Here is a 24,079-nt window from a genome sequence, read left to right as displayed (position 1 = left end):
CCGATCGCTCCTCCCCGCACACCGGGGATCATGTGCGTGGACCGATCCGGCACCACAGGGGTAGGGGAACCATGGTCGCGTTTCACTCATCCGCGCTGGACGGAGTCGCGGCCAACCCGGCGCTGCCGACACCGTTGCTACTGAGGCTGCTGCGCTCAGGCGTCGGCGAGGGCCCCGGGGGCAGCGGCGAAGGCCCCGGCCCCGGCGGCATCGACGGTCCGCCCCGCCAAGCCGTCCAGCGCGCCGGGCTCCCCGGGACGGCCGTGGCGCTGATCCTGGCCCATCCCGATCCGCGCGTCCGGATCGACTTCGCGCTGAGCGCCGGGGCCGAGCCCGGACAGCGGGCCCGGCTCGCGGACGATCCGGTACCCAAGGTGCGGGCCGCCCTCGCGTACGGCCCCGAGTGGCACGACCCGCGTACGACCGTCCCGCCGCTGCCGTACGCCGTGTGCGCCCGGCTGCTCGACGACCCCGAGCCTTCCGTACGGACCGCCCTGCTGGAATCCCCCCACCTGCCGCCCCCGTTCACGGCGTCACTGGCCACCCACCACGAACCGGCGGCGCGCTTGCGCGCGGTGCGTACGTGGGAGCGGCTGACGCCGGGCCGGCGGTCGGCGCTGTCGACCGATCCCGACCCCGGGGTGCGGCGGGCCGCCGCCCTGCGGGAGTGCGGGCGGGACGCCCGCCTCACCACCGAACTCCTCCAGGACCCGAAGTCCGCCGCCGAGGCGCTGCGCCGCGGGCTCCTCGTCCGGGCCGACGCCGAACGGTACGTCGCCGAGCGGACGCACCTCGCAGCCCTCGCCGAGAACCCGTCGCTGCCGCCCGACCTCGTGGAGCGGCTCGCCGTCGACCCCGACGAGGACGTCCGGCTCGCGGTCTCCCTCAGACCCGAACTGGAGGAGGAGCGGCGCACGGCGATCGACTTCACGGTCGGCGCCCTGGACCGGTGGGACGTGCAATGGGTACGGGACGGCCTCGCCGACCCCGACGTGCTGCGGCGGGCCGCGACCTCCGCCCACCCGGTGCTCCGCCGCGCCGCCGCCCGGAGCCCGCACCTGCCGCCCGACCTCCTGCGCCTCCTCGTGCGCGGCGAGGACCCCGTGGTGGAGGCCAACCTGGGCATCCACCACCCCGACACCCCGCAGGACGTCCTGATGCGCGTGTACGCGCGGCTCGGCGGGACGTTCTCCGCGTGGATGGCGGAGACGCACCCCCGCTTTCCCCGCGAGGGACTCGCCGCGCGCTACGCCGACCACCCGGACGGGCACCACCGTCGGCTGGCGCTCCGGGACCCCGCCGCCCCGCCCGCACTGGTCGAACGGCTCAGCCACGACCCCGAGGTCTGGACGCGTCAGGCGGCGGCCCGCGACCCGCGACTGCCGCTCCACCGACTCCGCGAGGCCCTCCACCTCCGCGAACTGGCCGCCGCCGCGGGCGGGAACCCGGCGCTCCCCGTGAACGAGATGGCCGCCGTCCTGAGCCGGGCCGGCGTCCCCGCCTGATCAGCCCCACCGAGGGGCAAGGGCTTCTCCGGAGGCGGCTCAAGGTGATCACCGACGCCCAACAGGGGTCGCCCGAGGGAGGATCTGCTTGCCGTTGCCGTTGCCGTCGCCCCCGGGCGCGGGCAGCTCGGGCATCGGCCGCGGCTACGCCCCGCGCGCGACCTTCAGCACCGCCGCCGTCAGCGGGCCGTTCTCCGGGGCCTTGCCGCCCGGGAAGCCGTAACGGCGGCGGGTGTACCCGTACGCGATGCCCGTGACCGGGTCGGCGAAGCCCAACCCGCCCGCCGCGCCGCAGTGCCCGAACGCCTCCGGGCCCACCGCGTGCTGCCGCTCGAAGCCGAACCCGAAGTGGTCGACCTCCGAGGTCACCCGGTCCACGCCCGGTGTGTGCGGGCGGGCGACGTCGGCGGCCGTCGCCGGCTCCAGCAGCGCGGGCCGGTCCTCCGCCCCGCTGATGGCCGCCGCGTACAGGGCGGCCACGCCGCGCGCCGTACCGACGCCGCCCGCCGAGGCCGGGCCCAGCGCCAGCACCCGCGGATGGTTGGCGTACGTCACCGGGTCCATCGGCGTCCCCCCGTTCGCGTTGAAGCCGACCCGCATCAACTCCGGCATCGGTCCGCCCGCCGCGAGGACGGCCACCTGCGCGGGCGTCGGCAGCATCTCCAGGACCGGCTTCCACCGACCCTCGGACTCCCGCGGCAGCCCCATGTACAGGTCCAGCCCGTACGGGGCCCGCACGCGCTCCTCGTAGATCTCCCGGAGGGCCCTGCCCGTCACCCGCCGCACCACCTCACCGGTCAGCGCGCCGATGACGAAGGCGTGGTAGCCGTACGCCGTACCCGGTTCCCAGTACGGCTTCTGCCCGACCAGCCGGGCGGCGATGGCGGCGTCGTCCGCGATCTCCTCGTAGGCGAAGCCCCCGTCGACACCGATCAGTCCGGAGCCGTGCGCGACCAGCTGCCGCAGGGTCAGCCCCTCCTTGCCGTGCCCGGTGAACTCCGGCCAGTACGAGGACACCGGACGCTCCGGGTCCAGTACGCCCTCCTGTGCCAGCAGCGCCACCACCAGGTGGGTGGCGCCCTTGATGAGGGAGAAGACCCCGCTCAGGGTGTCCCCGTCGGTGTCCTCGCCGCCCCACAGGTCGACCACGGTGCGCCCGTGGTGACGTACCGCCAACTGGGCCTCCGGCGAGTGCGGTTCCGCCGTCACGAACGCCTCGAAGGCTTCCCGGACCGGCTCCCAGCCCGCGGCCACCGTGCCGCCCACCGTCACACCCATGACATCCCCCTATCGGTGGCGCTTCGTTCCGCGCCCTCAACGGCAGCCAACCAGGTCCGCCGGGGTCGCCCTCCCGCCCGGCCCGGAGTTCGTCACCTGCGGGTGTCGTGCCCGCTCCGTACGGGTGAACGCGCCCGGGGCGTCGTTCCGGCCCGCCGCGGCGCCCCGTTGGGCGGGGCATGAACCGCACCCGTACCGCCGCCCTCGCCCTCGCCGCCGCCGTGGCGGCCCTCGCGCCCGCCCTCGGACAGGGCGCCGCCACGGCCGCCCCGAGCAGCCCGTACCTACAGGACCCGGCCGGCGGTGAGAAGGCCATGAAGTCGATGTGGACCAAGGACGACATGCACAAGGTGGAGGGCCGACTCCGGTTCCACCCGGGCGTCCAGTACAGGACGGTCACCGGCCCGGGCCCCGAGGGCGCCCGCGAGTACGAACGGCAGGTCCCCGACCCGAAGACGCTGGCCTGGCTGCCCTCGTACGAGTTCGCCTGGTCGGTGTCCGACTCGAAGCTGCTGAAGAAGGCGCTGACCACCAAGGACGGCAAGCACCCGATCGTCGTGCACGCGGTGCTGCGCACCGCGAAGGGCGCCAAGGCGGGGGAGGTGCGCCGGGAACTGACCGAACAGCCGGCGACGGGGAGCCAGAGGGTCGAGGGGGGCAAGCGGATCGCCTGCGACACCGGCGAGTACACGGTGGAATGGTCGCTCACCCGGTCGGGCTACGGAACGCTCACGGGCACGCTGCGCTGGGACTCCGACTGCGGTCAGTACCGGACGGCGTTCTCCACCGAGAACGGGCAGCGCTGAACCGGCCCCGGACGGGGGGAGGGGGAGCGGGAGGGGGAGCGGAGGCAGGAGGCCGGTCGCCCCGCGCACCTTGTGGGTGCTCGGCGGGCGACTGGGCCACGGCCTTGGATCAAGAGCCGTCAGCCATTCTGCCGCACGGGATGCGGTGGGGCAGGGAGGCGAAGGTCCCGTCTTCGATGGGTCCTTCGGGTCCTTCGGGTCCTTCGGTCCTTCAGTGCTTCTTGCCGGCCTCGTTCGCCTTCGTGGCGATCTCGTCGAGCACGGTCTTCGGGTCGACGGAGGGCTCCACGGCGCGGCCGATGTTCCGCTTGATGGAGTCGCTGACGGTCACCCACGACGGGTCGTTCACCGGGTAGAGCTGCGCGCCGCGCAGGGCCGTCAGGAACGCCTCGTCGGTGGAGGCGAGTCCGCCGCCCGCCGGGGTGCGCGAGGCCGTGACCGTCGACGGCAGCAGGTGGTAGCGGCCGGCGAAGTCCGACAGGGTCTTGTCCTGGTAGATGAAGTCCAGGAACTTGCCGATCTGGTCGCGCTTGCCGTTCTGCTTGAACCCCATCATCCAGTCCGCCACGCCCACGGTCGGGGTGCTCTCCCCGGAACCCAGGTCGTCCGACACCGGCATCGGCACGGCCTTGACGCCGATGCCCTTCGCGCTCGCCTCGTGCAGGAGGGACGGGTAGCCGTTGACCATGCCGACCTCGCCCCGCAGGAAGGCGGCGAAGGCGTCGGCGCGGTTGAGCTGCGCGGGCGGCGTCGGGCCGACCAGACCCGGGACGATCAGGTTCTCCTTGATCCAGCGGAACGTCTCGACGTTCTGCTCGGAGGCCAGGCTGTAGTTGCCGCTGCTGTCGGCGAACCCGCCACCGTTGCTCAGTTCCCAGATCATCGCCTCCGCGTGCGCCTCCTCCGGGCCAAGCGGCATCGCGTACGGGTACTTGACGCCCTTGTCCTTGAGCGCCTTGGCGTTGGCCTTCAGCTCCGTCCAGGTCTTGGGGGCGGACTGGATTCCGGCTTTGGTGAAAAGGGACTCGTTGTAGAACAGGAGGCGGCTGCTCGCCACGAACGGCAGGCCGTAGAGGGTGCTGCCGACCGTGCCGGCCTCGGCGAGCGGCTGGAGGAAGTTCGCCTCCGCGGAGATGGGGAGGAGCTCGTCGGCGGCATACAGCTTCCCCTGCGCGGCGAAGTCCGAGTACGAGCCCATGAGGGCCATGTCGGGAGCCTTGCCGGCGCCCACCATGCGGGTGACCTCGCGGTCGATGTCCGCCCACGGGAGGAGCTGGACCTCGACCTTGATGTCCGGGTTGGCGGCCGTGAAATCGCGGGTGGCCTTGTCCCAGAAGGCCTTGGAGCTGGTGGCCGGCGTCGTGCCGTACTCGGCGGCGACCAGGTGCAGGGTGTCGTCGTCGCCCGAACCGCCGCCCGAACCTCCGCAGCCGGACAGCGGTAGCAGGAGGCCGAGCACGGCGGCCGAGGCGGCCGGGCCGAACATTCTTCTTCGCACGGTGGGTTCCCCTGATTTTCTTTTGAGTCCCGTTATTACTTATGAGTTGCTCGGGGCCGGGGTGTCCCGCCGTGGCCCGTTGGCCGGAATTCTCTCCTGCCGACGGGGTGGCTGATTCCATTGGGTCGGAAGTTATGTCCAATGCTCCAAATGCTGGTTTTCCCGCTGGTGTTTTCCGATAAATGATCGAGAAATTGGACGCGCGTAGACACACCAAAAAGCCCGTTTCCGGCCACGGAAACGGGCTGTGGGTGTCCTGAAAGAATCAGTCGGCGAACTCGCCCGCGTACGGGTCGGGCTCGCCCGTCTCGGGATTGCGGCCCTCCTGCCAACGCCGCTGGGCCTTGCGCCAGTGCACGAAGCTCAGGTGCCCCGCGTCCCAGAAGGTGATGCTGACGGGGCTCACGTCGAACTCGTCGGAGCACAGCAGCAGCAGGAATTCGGCCATGCCGTACGGGTGCACCGCGAAGGAGTCGGCCGTGTGCCGCCCCACCACCAGCACCGGCCAGCGGTCCGGATCGGGGTCGGAGGTCAGCCAGCACAGGATGTCGGACCCGCCCGTGACCCCCCAGGCGATGATCGACTCGGGATCCACGTCGAAGGCGGCCCGGCCGCCCTCGACCTCCCACACCTGACGCGCGTTGCCGGTCTCCTCGGCCATCTCCGCCGGGTCCCACTGCAACCCCGGCTTGGGCAGCGGCAGCAGCACGCTGGCCTCACCGTTGATGGAACCCGCGCCGAACCGCCCCATGAAGGCCACGTAATCGGCCGGGAACCGGGTCCCCCAGACGGCCTCCGCCGCCTGCCAATCGATGTCCTCGTCGGCGCCGTGCGTCGCCGGCATGATCTGCTCCAGCGCCTTGATGTGCGCGTTCTCCGTCATGCCGCTCATGCCGCTCCCCTGCCACCCCAGCTCAACCGCCCCAACCTACCGCCCGTGAGCCCCGGGCCCCCGATCGTGTCGGCAAAGTCCCGCCCGTCGGACGCCGGCTCCGCCCGCGCTCAGGCGCCGTTCAGCTCCACGCGGCCGCCCGGCCGGACGCCCCACCGTGCCATGGCGCCCGCCTCCGCCTCCAGGACGTACCGGGCGCGCGGGCGCGGCAGGCCGAGCCGCCCCGGGACCATCGTGCGGACGGCGAGGACCCCGAAGTGCCGGTCCAGGTACGCCACGTCGATCGGGAAGCGCATCCGGAACGTGTGCACGCTCGCCGCCGGGGTGAGCAGCAGGGCCCCCTCGATCCCGTCGCGCCCCAGCAGCCCCCGCGTGCGCGCCCCGTACGAGGCGGCCACCTCCAGCGCCACCGTCACGTCCCCGGCCCGCAGCGTCCCGTAGCCGTCCGCCCACTTCCCCATGCGGCCACCTTGCCGGGTCCCGGGCCGCGGGGCCAGGGTGCGCGGGGCCCGGGTGCGCGGACCGGGCGCGCGGACCGGGCGCGCGGGGCACCGGGCCCCTCCACGCGGCCCGACGCCACCGCCTACCGTCACGGCATGGGCATCCTCGCGGCCATCCTCGCCGCCTCCTACGGCGCCGCCACGGGGCTCCTGCTGCCCCGCGCCGCGTACCGGCTCTCCGTGCCGCCGGAGACGCCCTGGCGGGCGCACTGCCCCGACGGGCACCCGATCCCCGGCTGGCTCGGGTCCGCCCGGTGCGGCCCCGACCGACGCCGGGGACACCGGTACGGGCCCACCCGGCTCGGTGCCGCCACGGCCGCCGCCGTCACCGCCGCGGCTTGCGCCGCCCTCGCCGCCGCCGGGGCGCCCCGCCCCGAGGCGGCCGTCTTCGTCGCCCTCGCGCCCGTCCTCGTCCTGCTGGCCCTCGTCGACCTCGCCGTGCACCGGCTCCCCGACGTACTGACCCTCCCCCTCGCCGCCGCCACCGCCGGCCTCCTCGGCTGCGCGGCCCTGCTCCCCGGCGCGGCGGGCTCGTGGCGGCTCGCACTGCTGGGCGGGGGCGCGCTCGGGGCGGCGTACCTCGTGCTGTTCCTGATCAACCCCGCCGGCATGGGCCTCGGCGACGTCAAGCTGGCGCTCCCGCTGGGGGTCGCTCTTGGGTGGTACGGGTGGGGGGTATGGACGGCCGGTGCGTTCCTGGGCTTCCTCTACGGCGCCCTGTACGGGCTCGGCCTGCTGCTGAGCGGCCGCGCCAACCGCAAGCAGGGATTCGCCTTCGGACCCTTCATGGCGGCCGGAGCGCTCACCGGAGTGCTGCTGGGCGGATTCGGAGCGTAATCATTTCGCGCCGATGCACGCAGCATGCTTTACGAAGGGTTATGGTGGAACCCCCCCCTCGGGCCGGTCCGTATCCCCCCCACGGACCGGCCCGTTTTTTGTTTTCCGCGCCCGCACCGCAGTGGTGCGTCATCGCCGCAGGTCAGCCGCGCTGGGCCCAGATGTTGGTGCCGGGGGTGGAGACGGCGAAGGAGTCGATCTCCTTCAACTCCTGCTCCGACAAAGGCGCCGCCGCCAACGCGGCCACGTTCTCCTCCAACTGCCTGACGCTCGACGCGCCGATCAGGGCCGACGTCATCCGGTCGTCCCGCAGCACCCACTTGAGCGCCAGCTGCGCCAACGACTGCCCGCGCCGCGCGGCGATCTCGTTCAGCCCGTTCAGGCGCCGGACGACGTCCTCCGAGAGGAGCGCCGGGTTCAGGGACTTGCCCTGGGTGGCCCGCGAGCCCGCCGGGATGTCCTTCAGGTACTTGCCCGTCAGGAGCCCCTGGGCGAGCGGCGCGAAGGAGATGCAGCCCATGCCGGCCTCCTCCAGGGTGTCCAGCAGCGCGTCCTCCTCCGTCCAGCGGTTGATCATGGAGTACGAGGGCTGGTGGATCAGCGGCCGCACGCCCATGTCCGTCAGGATCCGGGCCGCCTCGGCCGTCTGCTCGGCGGTGTACGAGGAGACGCCCACGTACAGCGCCTTGCCCTGCCGGACCGCGGACGCGAGCGCGCCCATGGTCTCCTCCAGCGGGGTCTCCGGGTCGAAGCGGTGCGAGTAGAAGACGTCGACGTAGTCCACGCCCATCCGCTTCAGGGAGGCGTCGAGCGAGCCGAGCAGGTACTTGCGGCTGCCCCACTCCCCGTACGGGCCGGGGTGCATGAAGTAGCCGGCCTTGGTGGAGAGCACCAGCTCCTCGCGGTGCGCCGCGAAGTCCTGCGCGAAGATCTTGCCGAAGTTGAGCTCGGCCGAGCCCGGGGGCGGGCCGTAGTTGTTGGCCAGGTCGAAGTGGGTCACGCCGAGGTCGAAGGCCCGACGCAGGATCGCCCGCTGGTTCTCCAGGGACGCGTCGTCGCCGAAGTTGTGCCAGAGGCCGAGGGAGACGGCGGGGAGCTTGAGGCCGCTGCGGCCGGTGCGGCGGTACTCCATGGAGTCGTAGCGCGAAGGCTCTGCCCGATAGGGATTGGTATCAGTCACGATGTCCTCCCTATCACGGACTTGTGACAGACCGAGTTGGGTACCCGATCCCACCGCGCAGTAATGTGGCGGACTCGGGGGAGACCGCAATTCGCTCGGGGGCATTGCACGGAGGGGCTCGAAGATCGTGAAGCTGCGCGACCTGGTGTACAGGCTCTACGCACGCCGGGTGGAAGGCCGCCTCGACCATGACGCGTCGCCGAAGCACATCGGCGTCATCCTGGACGGGAACCGGCGCTGGGCCAAGGCGTCGGGAGGCACGACGGAGCAGGGCCACCAGGCCGGGGCCGACAAGATCTCGGAGATGCTGGGCTGGTGCACCGAGACGGACGTCGAGGTCGTCACCCTGTGGATGCTCTCCACGGACAACCTGGACCGGCCCGAGGTCGAGCTCCGCCCGCTGCTCAACATCATCGAGAACACGGTCCGGGGCCTCGCGGCGGACGGCCGCTGGCGCGTCCACCACGTCGGGAACCTCGACATTCTGCCCTCGCGGACGCAGTCCGTGCTCAAGGAGGCCGAGCAGGCCACGCACGACGTCGACGGGATACTCGTCAACGTCGCGGTCGGCTACGGCGGCCGCCAGGAGATCGCCGACGCGGTCCGCTCCCTGCTGCTGGAGCACCACGAGAAGGGCACCTCCATCGAGGAGCTCGCCGAGATCCTGGACATCGACCACATCTCCGAGCACCTCTACACCCGGGGCCAGCCCGACCCGGACCTGGTGATCCGCACCAGCGGTGAGCAGCGACTGTCCGGATTCATGCTGTGGCAGAGCGCGCACTCCGAGTACTACTTCTGCGAGGTCTTCTGGCCGGCCTTCCGCAAGGTCGACTTCCTGCGCGCGCTGCGCGACTACGCGGCCCGGCACCGGCGCTACGGCAGCTGATTTCCCGGGGCCGGAATTCCGGCGGCCGGCGCCCCCCTCGGAGTGCCGGTATCCCCTCTGCCCCCGTTCGTCCCCCGCGCAAGGCCTTCACCAGGGGTTCACCGAGCGTCCGTCATATGCCATGGCATGGCCGCGCATGTTCGAGGGCATAACCCTGGCAGGTCGACGTCCGATCCACGGGTGTCGAGTCTCAGCGGACGGCACAGGGCCGTCCGCCCGGGAGGCCCTTTGCACCAGGACGCGCGTGCGGTTCGCACGGTCGGATTGGAGGGCCGGAATGCGGCCCTTGCATTGGCGCCGTTGACCGGTCCGGTCTTCATGGCCCGACCTCTTCCGAGGGGGTACGTCCTTCCGTGGTGACCAGCACAAAGCGCCGCCTGCCCGACAGGCGCACCTACGTCCTCGACACCAGCGTCCTGCTGGCAGACCCCAACGCGATCTCCCGCTTCGACGAGCACGAGGTCGTGCTCCCGATCGTGGTGATCACCGAGCTGGAGGCAAAGAGGCACCATCCCGAACTCGGCTACTTCGCGCGCCAGGCCCTGCGCCTGCTCGACGACTTCCGGGTCCGGTACGGACGTCTCGACGCCCCCATCCCGCTGGGCGATCTGGGCGGCACGCTGCGCGTCGAGCTCAACCACTCCGACCCGGGCGTCCTGCCGGCCGGCTTCCGGCTGGGGGACAACGACTCGCGGATCCTCGCGGTCGCCCGCAACCTCCAGGCCGAGGGCTACGACGTCACGGTCGTGTCGAAGGATCTTCCCCTGCGCATCAAGGCCTCCTCCGTGGGGCTGCTGGCGGAGGAATACCGCGCCGAACTCGCCATCACCGACGGCGGCTGGACCGGCATGAGCGAGCTCGCCCTCTCCGGCGAACAGGTGGACCTCCTCTTCTCCGAGGAGCGCCTCTACGTTCCCGAGGCGGCCGAGCTGCCCGTCCACACCGGACTGGTCCTCCAGTCCGAGCGCGGCAAGGCGCTGGGCCGGGTCACGGCCGACGGCAACGTGAAGCTCGTACGGGGCGACCGCGAGGCCTTCGGGCTGCACGGACGCAGCGCCGAGCAGCGCATCGCCCTCGACCTGCTGCTCGATCCGGAGATCGGGATCCTCTCCATGGGCGGCCGGGCGGGCACCGGGAAGTCCGCGCTCGCCCTGTGCGCCGGCCTGGAGGCCGTCCTGGAACGGAGGCAGCACCAGAAGGTGATGGTCTTCCGGCCGTTGTACGCGGTCGGCGGCCAGGACCTCGGCTACCTGCCGGGCGACGCCTCCGAGAAGATGAGCCCCTGGGCGCAGGCGGTCTTCGACACCCTCTCGGCCGTCGCCGGTCGTGAGGTCATCGAGGAAGTGCTGAACCGCGGCATGCTGGAGGTCCTGCCGCTCACGCACATCCGCGGCCGTTCGCTGCACGACGCCTTCGTGATCGTGGACGAGGCGCAGTCCCTGGAACGCAACGTGCTCCTGACGGTGCTCTCCCGGATCGGCGCCAACTCGCGGGTCGTACTGACCCACGACGTCGCACAGCGGGACAACCTGAGGGTCGGCCGGTACGACGGAGTCGTCGCCGTCGTCGAGAAGCTGAAGGGGCATCCGCTGTTCGCGCACATCACGCTGACCCGCTCCGAGCGCTCCCCGATCGCCGCGCTGGTCACCGAGATGCTGGAGACACTCTGATCCGCAACGGGCCAAAAGCCCCATAACCGCAGCACGAGTTGGCGCCGCCCGGCAAAAGGCTCAGAGCCTAGCCGGGCGGCGTCGTGCTGCACAGCCCTTTGTCGCAAACAGCTGCCGCATGCCAGGTGTGACCTTTCCCACGCAACGCGGAATTGCCCTGCGGCGTCGGGGTCCGGCAGAGTCTGTTTCCCGTCAGGCCCCGCATACGGCACACCTGTACCTCCCGTGAGGTACGCGCAGCACCACAACTCCAGAACCGTTGGCCGTATGCCGCCCGAGCTTCACGCGGCGATTCCCGCAGGGGAGTTGCCCACGGGCCCGCGCCTCCAGTGACCGCACCACCGCGGAGGCCAGTGTCGAGGGCACTCTTGCGCCCGCGCGGTCACTGCGGACGCTGCTGGAAGGACACCGTGTGAGCCGGATCTCGGTTCGGGGTTTCGCAGTGGCTTCGGCCACCGCGGTCACCACCGTCGGCGCAGTCGTGGGCGTTGCCACCGGCGACCCCTCCTCGAACGACCTTGAGACGACCGCTTCCGGCGCGACTCTCCTCGCTGAAATCCCGGTCGACGAGCAGGCCCAGGTCCAGAGCGCCACCCTCGCGCAGCAGGCCGACGCCATCGCCCACGCCGCCGACACCGACGCCAAGCGCTCGACGGAGGAAGCCGCTCGCGTCCAGGCCGCCGAGGACGCCAAGTCCAAGAAGGCCGAGGCCGAGAAGGCCGACAAGGCGAAGAAGGACAAGGAAAAGGCCGACCTGGAGGCCAAGGCCAAGGCCGAGCGCGAGGAGGAGGGCGAGATCGCGAGCCGGTCCGCGGCCCGTGACTCCGCGGACTTCCCCGTCCAGGGCTCCTACACGGTCGCCCAGGTCAAGGCCATGGCCCAGCAGATGGTCCCGGCCGGGCAGTTCCAGTGCTTCTCCAACATCATCAACCACGAGTCGACCTGGAACTACAAGGCCGTCAACGCCTCCTCGGGCGCGTACGGTCTGGTCCAGGCGCTGCCCGGTACGAAGATGGCCTCGGCCGGCGCCGACTGGCGCACCAACCCGGCCACCCAGATCAAGTGGGGCCTGAACTACATGAACGAGCGCTACGGCAGCCCGTGTGGCGCCTGGAGCTTCTGGCAGGCCAACAACTGGTACTAGTCGGCCCGCCCGACCCCGAGCAGCCCCGCACCGTCCTACGGTGCGGGGCTGCTCGCGTGTACGGTCGTGCGGGGCGCGGCCGCACGGGGCACGCCGACGCGGTGGGCGGGGGGAAAGGAACGACATGGCGAAGACGGCAGGCTGGCTCGGCCGGCTCGGGAGCAGACTCAGCCGGATGGAGGCGCGCCTGGACGAGCGGCGCGCCGAGGTCCAGGCCGAGGCCGAGGGCGCCGGCGAACCGCCGCTGCCCGCCCCCGCGGTGACCGCCGAGGCGCAGACCGCGGCCGCGCGCGCCGGCACGGGCCCGGGCGGGGCGCCGGAGCGGCCCGATCCGGTCAGCGTCATCCCCTGGGGGGTGCGCGTCGCCGCGGAGGCCAGCTGGCGGCTGCTGCTGCTCGCCGGACTGCTGTGGGTGCTGATGAGGGTGATCAGCGAAGTGCGCCTGGTCGTCCTCGCCTTCGCCGCCGCCATGCTGGTGACCGCCCTGCTCCAGCCGTTCGTGGTCCGGCTCCGCCGGCTGGGGCTGCCGCGCGGACTGGCCACCGCCGTCACCGCGATCCTCGGGTTCGTCGTGATCGGGCTGGTCGGCTGGTTCGTCGTCTGGCAGGTCATGGACAACCTCGACGACCTCTCGAACCGTCTTCGCGAAGGCATCAACGAGCTCAAGACCTGGGCACTGGACAGTCCGTTCCACGTGACCGAGAAGCAGATCAACGACATCGCGAAGAACCTCAGCGAGACCATCGGCACCAACACCGAGGAGATCACCTCCGCCGGCCTGCAAGGCGTGACGGTGCTCGTCGAGGTGCTGACGGGCATGCTGCTCGCGATGTTCTCCACCCTCTTCCTGCTCTACGACGGCAAGAAGATCTGGACCTGGGCCCTCGGCCTGGTTCCCGCCGCGGCCCGTCCCGGGGTCGCGGGCGCCGGTCCGCGCGCCTGGCGCACGCTGACGGCGTACGTGCGCGGCACCGTGCTCGTCGCGCTCATCGACGCCGTCTTCATCGGCCTCGGGCTCTACTTCCTCAACGTGACGATGGCCGTGCCCCTGGCCGTCTTCATCTTCCTGTTCGCCTTCATCCCGCTGGTCGGCGCCGTGATCTCCGGGGCGCTGGCGGTGGTCGTGGCGCTGGTGACCGAGGGGCCGTTCACCGCGCTGATGGTCGTCCTCGTGGTGCTGGCGGTGCAGCAGATCGAGGGCCACGTCCTGCAGCCCTTCATCCTCGGCAGGGCCGTACGGGTCCACCCGCTCGCGGTGGTGCTGGCGGTGGCCGCCGGCGGGATGGTCGCGGGCATCGGCGGAGCGGTGGTCGCCGTGCCGCTGGCCGCCGTCACCAACACGGTGGTCGGCTACCTGCGGGCGTACTCCCGCGAACAGCGCGGGATCCCCGCCCTGAGCGGACCCGGGCCGCACGGGGCGACCGCGGTGGAAGTGGCCGTACGGGAGGCCGGGGATGATCAGCGAGCCTGAGCTCGAAGGGGAGTGGACCTCCGAGCGCCCGGCCGAGGCCGCGCGGCTCCTGGAGGTCGAGGACGGAGCCGGGCCGAAGGGGCCCCGCAGGGCGTGGTGGTGGGCCCTGGGCGGGGCGGTGGTGGCCTCTGCCGTGTGGGCGGGGGTCCTGGCCGTGCAGGATCGATTCGCCGACGGTCCGCCGCTCGCCTACCGGCACACCGAGGACCTGTGCCAGGACGCCGAGCTGAAGGCCCTCTCCGGGTTCGCGGGGAACCTGGACCGCGGGCCGAAGCGGCAGGGGCGGAGCCCGGCGTTGGACTGGTCGTTCTGCTCGTTCTCCAGCGGCTGGGAGGACGAGAGGACCAGCTACTTCGGCCACGTGCTCGTCGAACTGCACAAGCGGACCGACCCGGCGACCGAGTTCGGAGCGGGGCCCGCGCTCGACGCGCGGACGGCGACCGATCCCACCGACGCGCAGGAGGTGCCGGGGCTGGGGGAGCGGGCGCTGCTCTTCCGGCACGTCATGGCTCCCCGCATCCAGGTCCTCGCCGGGGGCGCGGTCTTCACGATCGCGCTTGAATGGCACACCGCCGGGACCGACGTCGCCCCCGACTCGGAACCCGACGAGGACGCCCTCGCCGCGGCCCTGATCGAGGACGCCCGGGCCCTGATGAGCCGGCTCGAGAAGTGAACGAAGGGGCCCCCGCGGCCGGGAACGGCGGCGGGGGCCCCTCACGTGTGAGGCGTGCGGTCACTCGGCGGCGAGGGTCGCTTCCGCGTCGAGGGTGACGGCGACGGCCTGGATCACCGAGGCGACCTTGAAGGCCTCCTGGACCGTCTCGCGGTCGACGCCGGCCTTGCGCAGGACCTGCTCGTGCGAGTCCAGGCACTGGCCGCAGCCGTTGATCGCGGAGACCGCGAGGGACCACAGCTCGAAGTCGACCTTCTCGACACCGGGGTTGCCGATGACGTTCATCCGCAGGCCCGCGCGCATCGTCCCGTACTCCGGGTCGGAGAGCAGGTGGCGCGTGCGGTAGAAGACGTTGTTCATCGCCATGATGGCGGCGGCCGACTTGGCGGCGGAGTACGCCTCCGGGGTCAGCGCCGCCTTCGCCTCGGGCTCCAGCTCACGCAGGACGCGCGGGGAGCGGGCCGCGATGGCGCAGGCCAGCACGGTGCCCCACAGCTGCTGCTGCGAGAGGGTGTCCTGATTGCCGATGACCGAACCGAGGTTCAGCTTCAGGTCCTTGGCGAAGTCCGGTATGGCCGACTTCAGGGTGTCGAGGGACATCCGTCACTCACCGGCCAGCAGCGCGCCGGCGTCGAGGGTGGTCTCGCCCTTGGTCCAGTTGCAGGGGCACAGCTCGTCGGTCTGCAGGGCGTCGAGGACCCGCAGGACCTCCTTGGGGTTACGGCCCACGGAGCCGGCGGTCACCATCGTGAACTGGATCTCGTTGTTCTGGTCGACGATGAAGACGGCGCGCTGCGCGAAGCCGTCGGCGCCCTGGACGCCGCAGTCGCGCATCAGCTCGTGCTTGGAGTCGGCCAGCATCGGGAAGGGCAGGTCACGCAGGTCGGCGTGGTCCTTGCGCCAGGCGTGGTGGACGAACTCGGAGTCGCCGGAAACGCCGAGGATCTGGGCGTCGCGGTCCAGGAACTCGTCGTTCAGCTTGCCGAAGGCGGCGATCTCGGTCGGGCAGACGAAGGTGAAGTCCTTCGGCCAGAAGAACACCACGCGCCACTTGCCCTCGTAGGTCTTGTGGTCGATCTGAGCGAACTCGCTGCCCGCTTCGAGCGAGACGCAGGCGGTCAGATCGTAGGTGGGGAACTTGTCACCGACAGTGAGCACGAACTCTCCTTGCGAAATGGAAAGTGACCCTTTTGGGGGCTTTCCGAAGGGGTTGGACGGATCTCACATGCTGACACAGCTGCATTGATTACGGAAATAGCTAGTCTTGTGCCGGGTGATCGGAGGTACCTATCAGTGGCTGTCAGTAGTAGAGGACCGAAGCAGCCGACGCTGGCGCAGCTGCGCGCCTTCGCGGCGGTGGCGGAGCACCTGCACTTCCGGGACGCCGCCGCGGCGATCGGAATGAGCCAGCCCGCACTGTCCGGGGCCGTTTCCGCGCTGGAGGAGGCCCTCGGGGTGCGGCTGCTGGAACGCACCACGCGCAAGGTGCTGCTGTCCCCGGCGGGCGAGCGGATCGCCCTGCGGGCGCGGGGCGTCCTCGACGCGATGGGCGGGCTGCTGGAGGAGGCCGAGGCGGTACGGGCCCCCTTCACCGGGGTCCTGCGGCTCGGCGTGATCCCCACGGTGGCGCCGTACCTGCTGCCCACCGTCCTCGGGCTGTTCCAGCGCCGCTACCCCGGGATGGACCTCCAGGTGCACGAGGAGCAGACGGCCTCGCTGCTGGAGGGGCTCTCGGGCGGCCGGCTGGACCTGCTGCTGCTCGCGGTCCCGCTGGGCGTCCCCGGGGTCACCGAACTGCCCGTATTCGACGAGGACTTCGTCCTGCTCGCGCCCCGCGACCACCCGCTCGCCGGGCGCCGGGACATCCCCCGCGAGGAGCTGCGCGGCCTCCAGCTGCTGCTGCTCGACGAGGGGCACTGCCTGCGGGACCAGGCCCTGGACATCTGCCGCGACGCCGGGCGGACCGTCGGGGCGGACGTCACCACGACCGCCGCCGGACTGTCCACGCTCGTACAACTGGTCGCCGGGGGACTCGGGGTCACCCTGCTGCCGCGCACCGCGCTGCGACTGGAGACCGCCCGCAACGAGCACCTGTCCACCGGGTACTTCGCCGAGCCGGCCCCCTCCCGCCGGATCGCCCTGGCCATCCGTACCGGCACGGCCCGGGGGGAGGAGTTCCGGGCCATCGCGGGAGCCCTGCGCGAGGCGGTGCGCCCGCTCCCGGTGTGGCCCACCGACTGACGGCCCGCGCCCCGGGGGCAACCCGCCGGGGCGCGGACCGTCGGGGCTCCGGAACGGGGGCCCTCAGGGCTCCGGGGTGTTGCGCGGGCGGCCGCGCGGTCTGATCGGGGCGGCCCCGCCCGGCAGTCGGCCGGAGTCGGACAGGGCCCTGCGGAGCAGGAACTCGATCTGCGCGTTCGCGCTGCGCAGTTCCTCCCCCGCCCAGCGGGCGAGGGCGTCGTACACCTGGGGGTCGAGGCGCAGCAGCACCTGCTTGCGCGCCTGCTTCCCGGCCCGGGGCTGCCGGCCCCGCGCCGCGGCGTCCGGCGCGGGGGCGCCCCGGTCCGGCTCCGGGGCGTCCGCCTCGCCGCCGGGCCGCGCGCCGCCTGCGGGGCTCACTGGTAGAGGGTGCCCGTGTTGATGACGGGCTGGGCCGCGCGGTCACCGCAGAGCACCACCATCAGGTTCGACACCATCGAGGCCTTCCGCTCGGCGTCCAGGTCCACGATGTCCTCCTCGGCGAGGCGGGTGAGGGCGAGTTCCACCATCCCGACCGCGCCCTCGACGATCTGCTTGCGGGCTGCCACGACGGCCCCGGCCTGCTGGCGCTGGAGCATCGCGGAGGCGATCTCCGGAGCGTACGCGAGGTGCGTGAAGCGGGACTCGATGATGTGCACGCCCGCCGCCTCGACGCGGGTCGCCAGCTCGACGGCGAGCTTCTCGGTGATCTCCTCCGCGTTGCCGCGCAGGGAGAGGCCGGCCTCGTCGTGGGAGTCGTAGGGGTACTCGATCGCGATGTGCCGGACCGCCGCCTCGGTCTGCGTCTCGACGAACTCGGTGAAGTCGTCGACCTCGAACACGGCCCGCGCGGTGTCGGCGACGCGCCACACCACGACCGCCGCCAGCTCGATCGGGTTGCCGTAGGCGTCGTTCACCTTCAGGACGGCCGTCTCGTGGTTGCGCACCCGGGTGGAGATCTTCTCGCGGGAGGTGAGCGGGTTGACCCAGCGCAGTCCGTCCGCGCGGATCGTGCCCCGGTAGCGGCCGAACAGCTGGACGACCCGGGCCTCGCCCGGCGCCACGGTGTTGAGCCCGCTCATGGCGACGATCGAGAGGAGGGTCAGGAGGATGCCCAGCAGGATCAGGGAGACCTGGACGGCGACGGTCGAGGCGTTCGCGCCGACGACGATCACCGCCGCCCCCGCGACCACCCCCAGCAGTCCGCCCAGCAGGGCCAGTCCGCCGCCGACGCTGCGCGCCGCGAACTCCCGTACCTCGCTCGGTCGCGTGCCCTCTGTCGCTGTCATGGAATACCCCCGTTTGTTGCTCGGCGTCCGGTCGGAACGGACCGGAGCGTCTAGCAAAGTGATATCAGTTTTTGCGGAGTCCGCAACCCTTCAGGCATCGTGAGCGTCGGTTCCATTGGAGTGGGTGCTGATTCTCACGTCCGAATTGACCGGTATTGATCAGGGATGACCAATCTTTGACACAGCCTGCGGTGTTAGTTTTCTGAGCTGACGTCGGGGGGGTAATCGAGCGGAGCGGGAGCGATGGGCCGAGCAGAATCGCGACGAGCGCAGCAGCGCAGCGGTGCGCGGAATACGCCGCGCGGGCGCGCCACTGGTGGCGCCGGCAAACCAACCGGCATACGCCGCTTCTTCACCTGGAAGAAGATCCTCGGCGCCTTCTTCGTGATGATCCTGCTCGGCATAGGCACGGTCGTCCTCCTCTACTTCCTCGTGGACGAGCCCACCGACCCGAACAAGACGGCGACGCTCCAGAGCAACACGTACAAGTACGCCGACGGCTCGGTCATGGCCCGCACCGGCGAGGTCAACCGCGAGAATCTCCCGATCGACAAGATCCCGGAGGACGTGCGCAACGCGTTCATCGCGATCGAGAACAAGTCCTTCTACAAGGACCGCGGCATCGACCTGATGGGCGTGGGCCGAGGCCTCTTCAACACCCTCCGGGGCAAGGGCACCGCCGGTGGCTCGACGATCACCCAGCAGTACGTCAAGAACTACTACCTGACGCAGGACCAGTCGCCCACCCGCAAGGTCCGGGAGCTGATCATCTCCCTCAAGGTCGACCAGCGGATGGAGAAGGACGACATCCTCGCCGGTTACCTCAACACCAACTTCTACGGCCGCAACGCCTACGGCATCCAGGCCGCGGCCCAGGCCTTCTACGGCGTCGACGCCGAGAAGCTGACCCTGGAGCAGGGCGCCTACCTCGCCGCCGTCATCCAGGCCCCCAGCCAGTACGACTGGGCGACCGCCGGACCGAACGGCAAGAACCTCGTCATGATCCGCTTCAACGCGGTCCTCGACAACATGGTCGAGATGGGCGAGCTGGACGAGGCCAAGCGCAAGACCCTGAAGTTCCAGGAGCCGATCAAGCCGAAGCCCCGCCCGGGTATGGAGGGGCAGAAGGGCTACCTGGTCCAGGCTGCCGAGATCGAGCTGAACAAGCAGAAGATCACCGACGCCGACATCGCGGCCGGCGGCTGGACGATCGTCCTCAACATCGACAAGAAGAAGCAGGCCGCGCTGGAGAAGGCGGTCCAGGACGAGCTGGAGTCCAAGCTCGACCGGAAGAACACCAAGGAACGGCCCGTCGACCAGAACGTCCAGGCCGGCGCCACCTCGGTCGACCCCAAGACGGGCGCGATCGTCGCGATGTACGGCGGCCAGGGCCTCACGGAGAAGTCCGCGAGCAACGCGCTGCGCACCGACTACCAGCCCGGCTCGACCTTCAAGCCGATCGTGCTGGCCTCCGCCCTGGAGACCGATGCGACCACGCAGGACGGCAAGGAGATCTCGCCGAACGCCCTGTACGACGGCACGAGCAAGCGCAAGGTCGTCGGCAGCGACATCCCGTTCAACCCGCAGAACCAGGACGACTTCAACTACGGCGACCCGATGATGACGGTCCAGGACGCCACGAACGCCTCCGTCAACTCGGTGTACGCGCAGATGATCGTCGACACGAAGCCGAAGAACGTGAAGAAGACCGCGCTCCAGCTCGGCATGGTGGACCGCAAGGGCTGGGACGAGAACCAGCCGGCCATGTCGCTGGGCACCATGAGCGCCAACACCGTCGAGATGGCCGCCGTCTACGCCACACTCGACAACCACGGCAAGAAGGTCACCCCGACCATCATCAAGTCGGCCGAGCACAAGGACGGCGAGTTCACCCCGGTCAACCCGATCGGCGGACAGGCCATCTCCCGCCAGACCGCCGACACCGTCACCAAGGTGCTCACCGGGGTCGTCGCCGAGGGCTCCGGCCAGGCCGTGCGCAGCGGCGCCTACCAGGCCGCGGGCAAGACCGGCACCGCCGAACTCAACGTCGCCGCCTGGTTCACCGGCTACACCCCGGAACTGGTCACCATCGTCGCGATGTTCGGTGAGGACCCCGTCTCGCACAAGCAGGTCACCCTGACCGGCACCGCCGGCAAGGGCCGAGCGGGCGGTTCCAGCTTCCCCGCCGAGATCTGGAAGGCCTACACCCTCGCCGCGCTCAAGGGCGTCGACACGGCCGAGTTCAACCTGACCGAGGCGAGGATGGGCGTCCCCGTCGCGCCCAGCCGCAGCACGTCCCCGTCGGCCCCCTCGACCTCGGCCTCGACCAGCCCGTCGCCGAGCGCCAGCTCCAGCCGGCCGTCGACCTCGCCGACCTCGTCGCAGAGCAGCACCAAGCCCGACCCGACGAAGTCGACCGGCCCGACGAAGTCGACGGACCCGACGAAGTCGACGGACCCGACGAAGACGGCCGACCCGACGAAGTCGTTCATCTTCCCCCGGCCGAACCCGCCGCAGGAGGAGTAGCCGACGGTACGGCCCGCCCGTACCGGCTCGGACGCACCACCGCCCCGCGGCGTGATCGCCGCGGGGCGGTGGTGCGTCCGGATCCTCCTCGGCGGCCTCGGCGGCCGGTCAGGAGCCGGTCAGGCCTGCTCGAACCGCGCGGCGATCCGGTCGCCGACGCCCTTGTCGACGGCGCGCCAGTACTGGAGGGCCCGCGCCAGCACCGGGGCGCTCACCCCGTCCGCCAGGTGCCCGGCCACGTTCGACACCAGCCGGTCCCGGGCCGCGTCGTCCATCACCTGACGCACCAGCGTGCCCGGCTGACCCCAGTCGTCGTCCTCGGCGCGCAGGCTGTACGCCTCCCGCACCATCTCGCCCGCCGCCGCCCAGCCCGCCGGCTCGCCGGAGCGGGCCGGATCGGCCGCCGGACCGCCGTAGGAGTTGGGCGCGTACGGGCGGGCCGCCGCCGAGGCGTCGTAGCGCATCGCGCCGTCCTTCGCGTACGAGGACACCGGCGACCGGGGCCGGTTCGGCGGCAGCTGCGTGTAGTTCGCGCCGATCCGGTAGCGGTGCGCGTCCGGGTACGAGAACAGTCGGCCGAGCAGCATCTTGTCGGGCGACGGGCCGATGCCCGGCACCAGGTTCGAGGGCTCGAAGGCGGCCTGCTCGATGTGGACGAAGTAGTCCTCGGGGTTGCGGTCCAGCGTCATCCGCCCGACCTCGATCAGCGGGTAGTCCGCGTGCGGCCACACCTTCGTCAGGTCGAACGGGTTGAACCGGTAGTCCGGGGCGTCCTCGAACGGCATGACCTGGACCTTCAGGGTCCAGCCCGGCGCCTCCCCGCCCGAGATCGAGTCGAACAGGTCCCGCCGGTGGAAGTCCGGGTCCTCACCCGCGATCCGGTCGGCGTCGGCCTGCGTCAGGAACTCGATGCCCTGGTCGGTCTCGAAGTGGTACTTCACCCAGAACCGCTGACCGCCCTCGTTGACCCACATGTAGGTGTGCGAGCCGTAGCCGTTCATGTGCCGGTAGCCCCGGGGAATGCCCCGGTCGCCCATCAGCAGCGTCACCTGGTGCGCCGACTCGGGGGACAGGGTCCAGAAGTCCCACTGCATGTCGTGGTCGCGCAGCCCGTTGTCGGGGCGGCGCTTCTGCGAGCGGATGAAGTCCTGGAACTTGCTCGGGTCACGGACGAAGAAGACCGGGGTGTTGTTGCCGACCAGGTCGTAGTTCCCGTGCTCCGTGTAGAACTTCAGCGCGAACCCGCGCGGGTCGCGCCAGGTGTCCGGGGAACCCTGCTCCCCGGCGACGGTCGAGAACCGGGCCAGCATCGGCGTGCGCCGTCCGGGCTGGAAGAGGTCCGCCCGGGTGAACTGGCTGACGTCGTTGGTCACCCGGAAGTCGCCGTACGCGCCCGCGCCCTTGGCGTGGACCACCCGTTCGGGAACCCGTTCGCGGTTGAACTGGGCCATCTTCTCGATCAGGTAGTGGTCCTGGAGCAGAACGGGACCGTCCGGGCCGATGGTGAGCGAGTGCTCGTCGCTCTCCACCGGGATTCCGGCGTTGTTCGTCGTGTGCGGGACCTTCGGCGCGTCCTGGGTCACGAGCGGCCTCCCCTGGGGTCGGTGGGATCACTGGCAGCCCCCCGACTCACGCCGGATGGGGCACCCTCCCGCGCGTACCCAGTCAACGCCGCTCATGCGCACCCGGCAACGGGAGCTCGAACCAGACCACCTTTCCGCTGCTCAGGCGGGTGGCGCCCCAGCGCCGTGCCAGCCGGTTGACCAGGAACAGGCCGCGCCCGCCCTCGTCGGTGTCCCGGGCCCGCCGCTGCCGGGGCAGCTGCGGGGAGTCGTCGCCGACCTCGCAGCGCAGCACGTCCGTGCGCAGCAGCCGCAGCGTCACGGGCCGCTCGGCGTACCGCACGGCGTTCGTGACGACCTCGCTGACCAGCAGCTCCAGGGAGTCGCTGAGCTCCTCCAGACCCCACCGGGTCAGGGCCCGGCGGGCGAAACGGCGGGCCCGGCCCGGAGCGGTCTCCTCCGGGTCCAGGAACCAGTACGCGACGTCGCTCGGCGCGATCCCGTCGAACCGGGCCGCCAGCAGGGCGATGTCGTCGTCCCGGTCGCCCGGGCCCAGCATGTCCAGCACGTCGTCGCAGAGGGCCTCCAGCGGCGGCGGGTGGTCCAGCCCGGTCAGCTGGGCGGTGGTCGCCAGCCGTTCGCGGAGCTGCTCGATGCCGGTCCACACGTCCCGCAGCCGGGACTCCACCAGCCCGTCCGTGTACAGCAGCAGGGTCGCCCCGGCCGGGGCGTCCAGCTCCACGGCCTCGAAGTCGACGCCGCCCACGCCGATCGGGGCGCCGGGCGGCACCCGCAGCACCTCGGCGCGGCCGCCCAGGTGCAGCAGCACCGGCGGCGGATGGCCGGCGTTGGCGATGGTGATCCGGTGCGAGACCGGGTCGTAGACCGCGTAGAGGCAGGTGGCCATCCGGTCGGAGCCCAGCCGCTGGGCCTGCTCGTCCAGGTGGTGCAGGACCTCCGCGGGCGGCAGGTCCAGCTGCGCCAGGGTCTGCGCCGTGGTGCGCAGCTGGCCCATGATCGCGGCGGAGGTCATGGAGTGGCCCATCACGTCGCCGACGACCAGCGCGACCCGGCTGCCGGGCAGCGGTATGGCGTCGTACCAGTCCCCGCCGACCCGGGCCGTCTCGGCGGCCGGCAGGTAGCGCGAGGCGAGCCGGACCCCGGTGGGCTGGGGCAGGCTGTCGGGCAGCATCGTGCGCTGGAGCTCGTCGGCGATGTACGCCTCGCGGCCGTACAGCACCGCCTTGTCGATGCCGAGCGCGGTGTGGGTGGCCAGCTGCGCGGCGACCAGCAGGTCGTTCTGCTCGAAGGCGTCCCGGTCGGGCGTGCGCAGGAACACCGCCGCGCCGATCACCCGCCGGCGGCCCCGCAGCGGGGCCAGGATGGCCCGCTGGCCGCGCGGCACGGGATGCTCGGAGCCCAGGAGCTCCGGCAGCGCGTCCTTGGCGCCGGCGGCCGACCCGAAGACGGGCCGTACGCCGCGCAGCACCTCGGCGAGGGCCCCGCCGGGGCGGATCTCGCACAGCTCGGCGGCCGGCAGGTCACCCTGCGGGCCGACGAGCGGGAGCTGGCTGAAGTCGAGCTCCCCGGCGGCCCCCGGGGCCCCCGCGGCCCCGGCGGTCGCCGCGGGCTCGCCGGCCCCGCTGTCGGTGAGGTCGTCGATCGGCCGGAGCCGGTCGGTCCGCCGGAGCCTCAGGACGACCGGCCCGACGGGCCGCTCGTCACCGACGGGCAGCGGATCGCGCAGGTAGACGAGGATCGCGTCGGAGAAGGTCGGCACCGTCGCCCGGCACAGGCCGAGCACGATCTCGTCCAGGTCGATGCCGCGGGCGATGCGCCGGGTCGCGGCGCCGACGAAGCGCAGCCGGTCGCCCTCGCGGCGCGCCGCCGTCACCTCCCCGGTCCCGGAACCCGCCGGCGGCGCCCCGCCGACGGGGGAGAGGCCGCCGGCGCCCGACAGCGGCTCGGGAGCGCCCGAGGGGAGCAGAGGGGCCGTTCCGAGGGGAACGCGGGGACCGGGCGGCCCGGCGCGCCCCGGTCCGGAAGCTCGCGTCCAAGATGCGCTTCGTCTCCGTCCAACTGGAGGCGCTGCTCGCCAAGGACCTGTGGCTGCGCAACGCC

The 24,079-nt window shown here is 71.6% G+C and carries 20 protein-coding genes and 1 pseudogene; 10 read left to right on the top strand and 11 right to left on the bottom strand.

The genetic code is table 11. The annotated features are described in order from the left end of the window. Positions 1–71: 71 nt before the first annotated feature. The gene (locus NOD94_RS07755) at positions 72–1,505 is read left to right on the top strand and encodes a Mucin-2 (protein WP_281204995.1); all 1,434 of its coding nucleotides are present in this window, start codon (positions 72–74) and stop codon (positions 1,503–1,505) included. 144 nt (positions 1,506–1,649) lie between these two features. Here NOD94_RS07755 and NOD94_RS07750 read toward each other — a convergent pair whose 3' ends face one another. Then, positions 1,650–2,783: a serine hydrolase domain-containing protein gene (locus NOD94_RS07750; RefSeq protein ID WP_281204994.1), complete on the bottom strand. Its 1,134-nt coding sequence runs from the start codon at positions 2,781–2,783 to the stop codon at positions 1,650–1,652. A 179-nt stretch (positions 2,784–2,962) separates the two neighbouring features. On the opposite strand from NOD94_RS07750, the gene NOD94_RS07745 reads away from it, so the two are divergent. Beyond that, positions 2,963–3,589 carry a hypothetical protein gene (locus NOD94_RS07745; RefSeq protein WP_281204993.1) on the top strand — a complete coding sequence of 209 codons (627 nt, stop codon included), beginning with the start codon at positions 2,963–2,965 and terminating at the stop codon, positions 3,587–3,589. 211 nt (positions 3,590–3,800) lie between these two features. On the opposite strand, the gene NOD94_RS07740 is transcribed toward NOD94_RS07745, so the two are convergent. From NOD94_RS07740 to NOD94_RS07730, 3 genes are all read right to left on the bottom strand, one after another. After that, entirely contained in the window at positions 3,801–5,075 is a 1,275-nt protein-coding gene (locus NOD94_RS07740; protein WP_281205061.1) for an extracellular solute-binding protein, read from the bottom strand. A gap of 277 nt (positions 5,076–5,352) precedes the next feature. After that, positions 5,353–5,979 (bottom strand): SMI1/KNR4 family protein, encoded by a 627-nt coding sequence (locus NOD94_RS07735; RefSeq protein ID WP_281204992.1) that lies wholly within the window; start codon positions 5,977–5,979, stop codon positions 5,353–5,355. Positions 5,980–6,089: 110 nt separating this feature from the next. Beyond that, positions 6,090–6,440 carry a DUF192 domain-containing protein gene (locus tag NOD94_RS07730; RefSeq protein WP_281204991.1) on the bottom strand — a complete coding sequence of 117 codons (351 nt, stop codon included), beginning with the start codon at positions 6,438–6,440 and terminating at the stop codon, positions 6,090–6,092. Positions 6,441–6,575: 135 nt separating this feature from the next. Here NOD94_RS07730 and NOD94_RS07725 point away from each other — a divergent pair, with 135 nt between their 5' ends. Beyond that, positions 6,576–7,316 (top strand): A24 family peptidase, encoded by a 741-nt coding sequence (locus tag NOD94_RS07725; RefSeq protein WP_281204990.1) that lies wholly within the window; start codon positions 6,576–6,578, stop codon positions 7,314–7,316. Between the two features lie 142 nt (positions 7,317–7,458). Here NOD94_RS07725 and mgrA read toward each other — a convergent pair whose 3' ends face one another. Then, positions 7,459–8,496, bottom strand: a complete 1,038-nt coding sequence (gene mgrA, locus NOD94_RS07720; RefSeq protein ID WP_281204989.1) for an L-glyceraldehyde 3-phosphate reductase — start codon at positions 8,494–8,496, stop codon at positions 7,459–7,461. A gap of 127 nt (positions 8,497–8,623) precedes the next feature. On the opposite strand from mgrA, the gene NOD94_RS07715 reads away from it, so the two are divergent. From NOD94_RS07715 to NOD94_RS07695, 5 genes are all read left to right on the top strand, one after another. Next, positions 8,624–9,385 (top strand): isoprenyl transferase, encoded by a 762-nt coding sequence (locus tag NOD94_RS07715; RefSeq protein ID WP_281204988.1) that lies wholly within the window; start codon positions 8,624–8,626, stop codon positions 9,383–9,385. Between the two features lie 353 nt (positions 9,386–9,738). Then, positions 9,739–11,055, top strand: coding sequence for a PhoH family protein (locus tag NOD94_RS07710; protein WP_281204987.1), 1,317 nt, complete (start codon positions 9,739–9,741; stop codon positions 11,053–11,055). 394 nt (positions 11,056–11,449) lie between these two features. Further along, positions 11,450–12,199, top strand: coding sequence for a transglycosylase SLT domain-containing protein (locus tag NOD94_RS07705; protein ID WP_281205060.1), 750 nt, complete (start codon positions 11,450–11,452; stop codon positions 12,197–12,199). Positions 12,200–12,323: 124 nt separating this feature from the next. Beyond that, on the top strand, positions 12,324–13,670 hold the full coding sequence (locus tag NOD94_RS07700) for an AI-2E family transporter (protein ID WP_281204986.1): 1,347 nt from the start codon (positions 12,324–12,326) through the stop codon (positions 13,668–13,670). Continuing rightward, on the top strand, positions 13,654–14,343 hold the full coding sequence (locus NOD94_RS07695; RefSeq protein WP_281204985.1) for a hypothetical protein: 690 nt from the start codon (positions 13,654–13,656) through the stop codon (positions 14,341–14,343). Before NOD94_RS07700 ends, NOD94_RS07695 begins: the two co-directional genes overlap by 17 nt. 60 nt (positions 14,344–14,403) lie before the next feature. Here the strand turns inward: NOD94_RS07695 and NOD94_RS07690 are convergent, their stop codons facing one another. Both NOD94_RS07690 and NOD94_RS07685 read right to left on the bottom strand, forming a co-directional pair. Continuing rightward, on the bottom strand, positions 14,404–14,943 hold the full coding sequence (locus NOD94_RS07690) for an alkyl hydroperoxide reductase (protein WP_281204984.1): 540 nt from the start codon (positions 14,941–14,943) through the stop codon (positions 14,404–14,406). 3 nt (positions 14,944–14,946) lie between these two features. Then, positions 14,947–15,501 (bottom strand): peroxiredoxin, encoded by a 555-nt coding sequence (locus tag NOD94_RS07685; protein ID WP_281204983.1) that lies wholly within the window; start codon positions 15,499–15,501, stop codon positions 14,947–14,949. Positions 15,502–15,636: 135 nt separating this feature from the next. On the opposite strand from NOD94_RS07685, the gene NOD94_RS07680 reads away from it, so the two are divergent. Next, positions 15,637–16,584: a hydrogen peroxide-inducible genes activator gene (locus NOD94_RS07680; protein ID WP_281204982.1), complete on the top strand. Its 948-nt coding sequence runs from the start codon at positions 15,637–15,639 to the stop codon at positions 16,582–16,584. Between the two features lie 63 nt (positions 16,585–16,647). On the opposite strand, the gene NOD94_RS07675 is transcribed toward NOD94_RS07680, so the two are convergent. Then, entirely contained in the window at positions 16,648–16,962 is a 315-nt protein-coding gene (locus NOD94_RS07675) for an AT hook motif protein (protein WP_281204981.1), read from the bottom strand. Beyond that, entirely contained in the window at positions 16,959–17,870 is a 912-nt protein-coding gene (locus NOD94_RS07670; protein WP_281204980.1) for an SPFH domain-containing protein, read from the bottom strand. Before NOD94_RS07670 ends, NOD94_RS07675 begins: the two co-directional genes overlap by 4 nt. Before the next feature lie 243 nt (positions 17,871–18,113). On the opposite strand from NOD94_RS07670, the gene NOD94_RS07665 reads away from it, so the two are divergent. Further along, positions 18,114–20,396, top strand: a complete 2,283-nt coding sequence (locus NOD94_RS07665) for a transglycosylase domain-containing protein (protein ID WP_281204979.1) — start codon at positions 18,114–18,116, stop codon at positions 20,394–20,396. A gap of 119 nt (positions 20,397–20,515) precedes the next feature. On the opposite strand, the gene NOD94_RS07660 is transcribed toward NOD94_RS07665, so the two are convergent. Then, positions 20,516–21,979: a catalase gene (locus tag NOD94_RS07660; RefSeq protein WP_281204978.1), complete on the bottom strand. Its 1,464-nt coding sequence runs from the start codon at positions 21,977–21,979 to the stop codon at positions 20,516–20,518. Positions 21,980–22,061: 82 nt separating this feature from the next. Then, positions 22,062–23,843, bottom strand: a pseudogene (locus tag NOD94_RS07655) (ATP-binding SpoIIE family protein phosphatase); the annotation flags it as partial. Between the last annotated feature and the right edge of the window lie 236 nt (positions 23,844–24,079).

Source organism: Streptomyces sp. Isolate_45 (assembly GCF_024721315.2).
GTDB lineage: Bacteria > Actinomycetota > Actinomycetes > Streptomycetales > Streptomycetaceae > Streptomyces.
The sequence above is the reverse complement of the archived record's forward strand: the minus strand, read 5'-3'. Positions and strand labels throughout refer to the sequence as shown.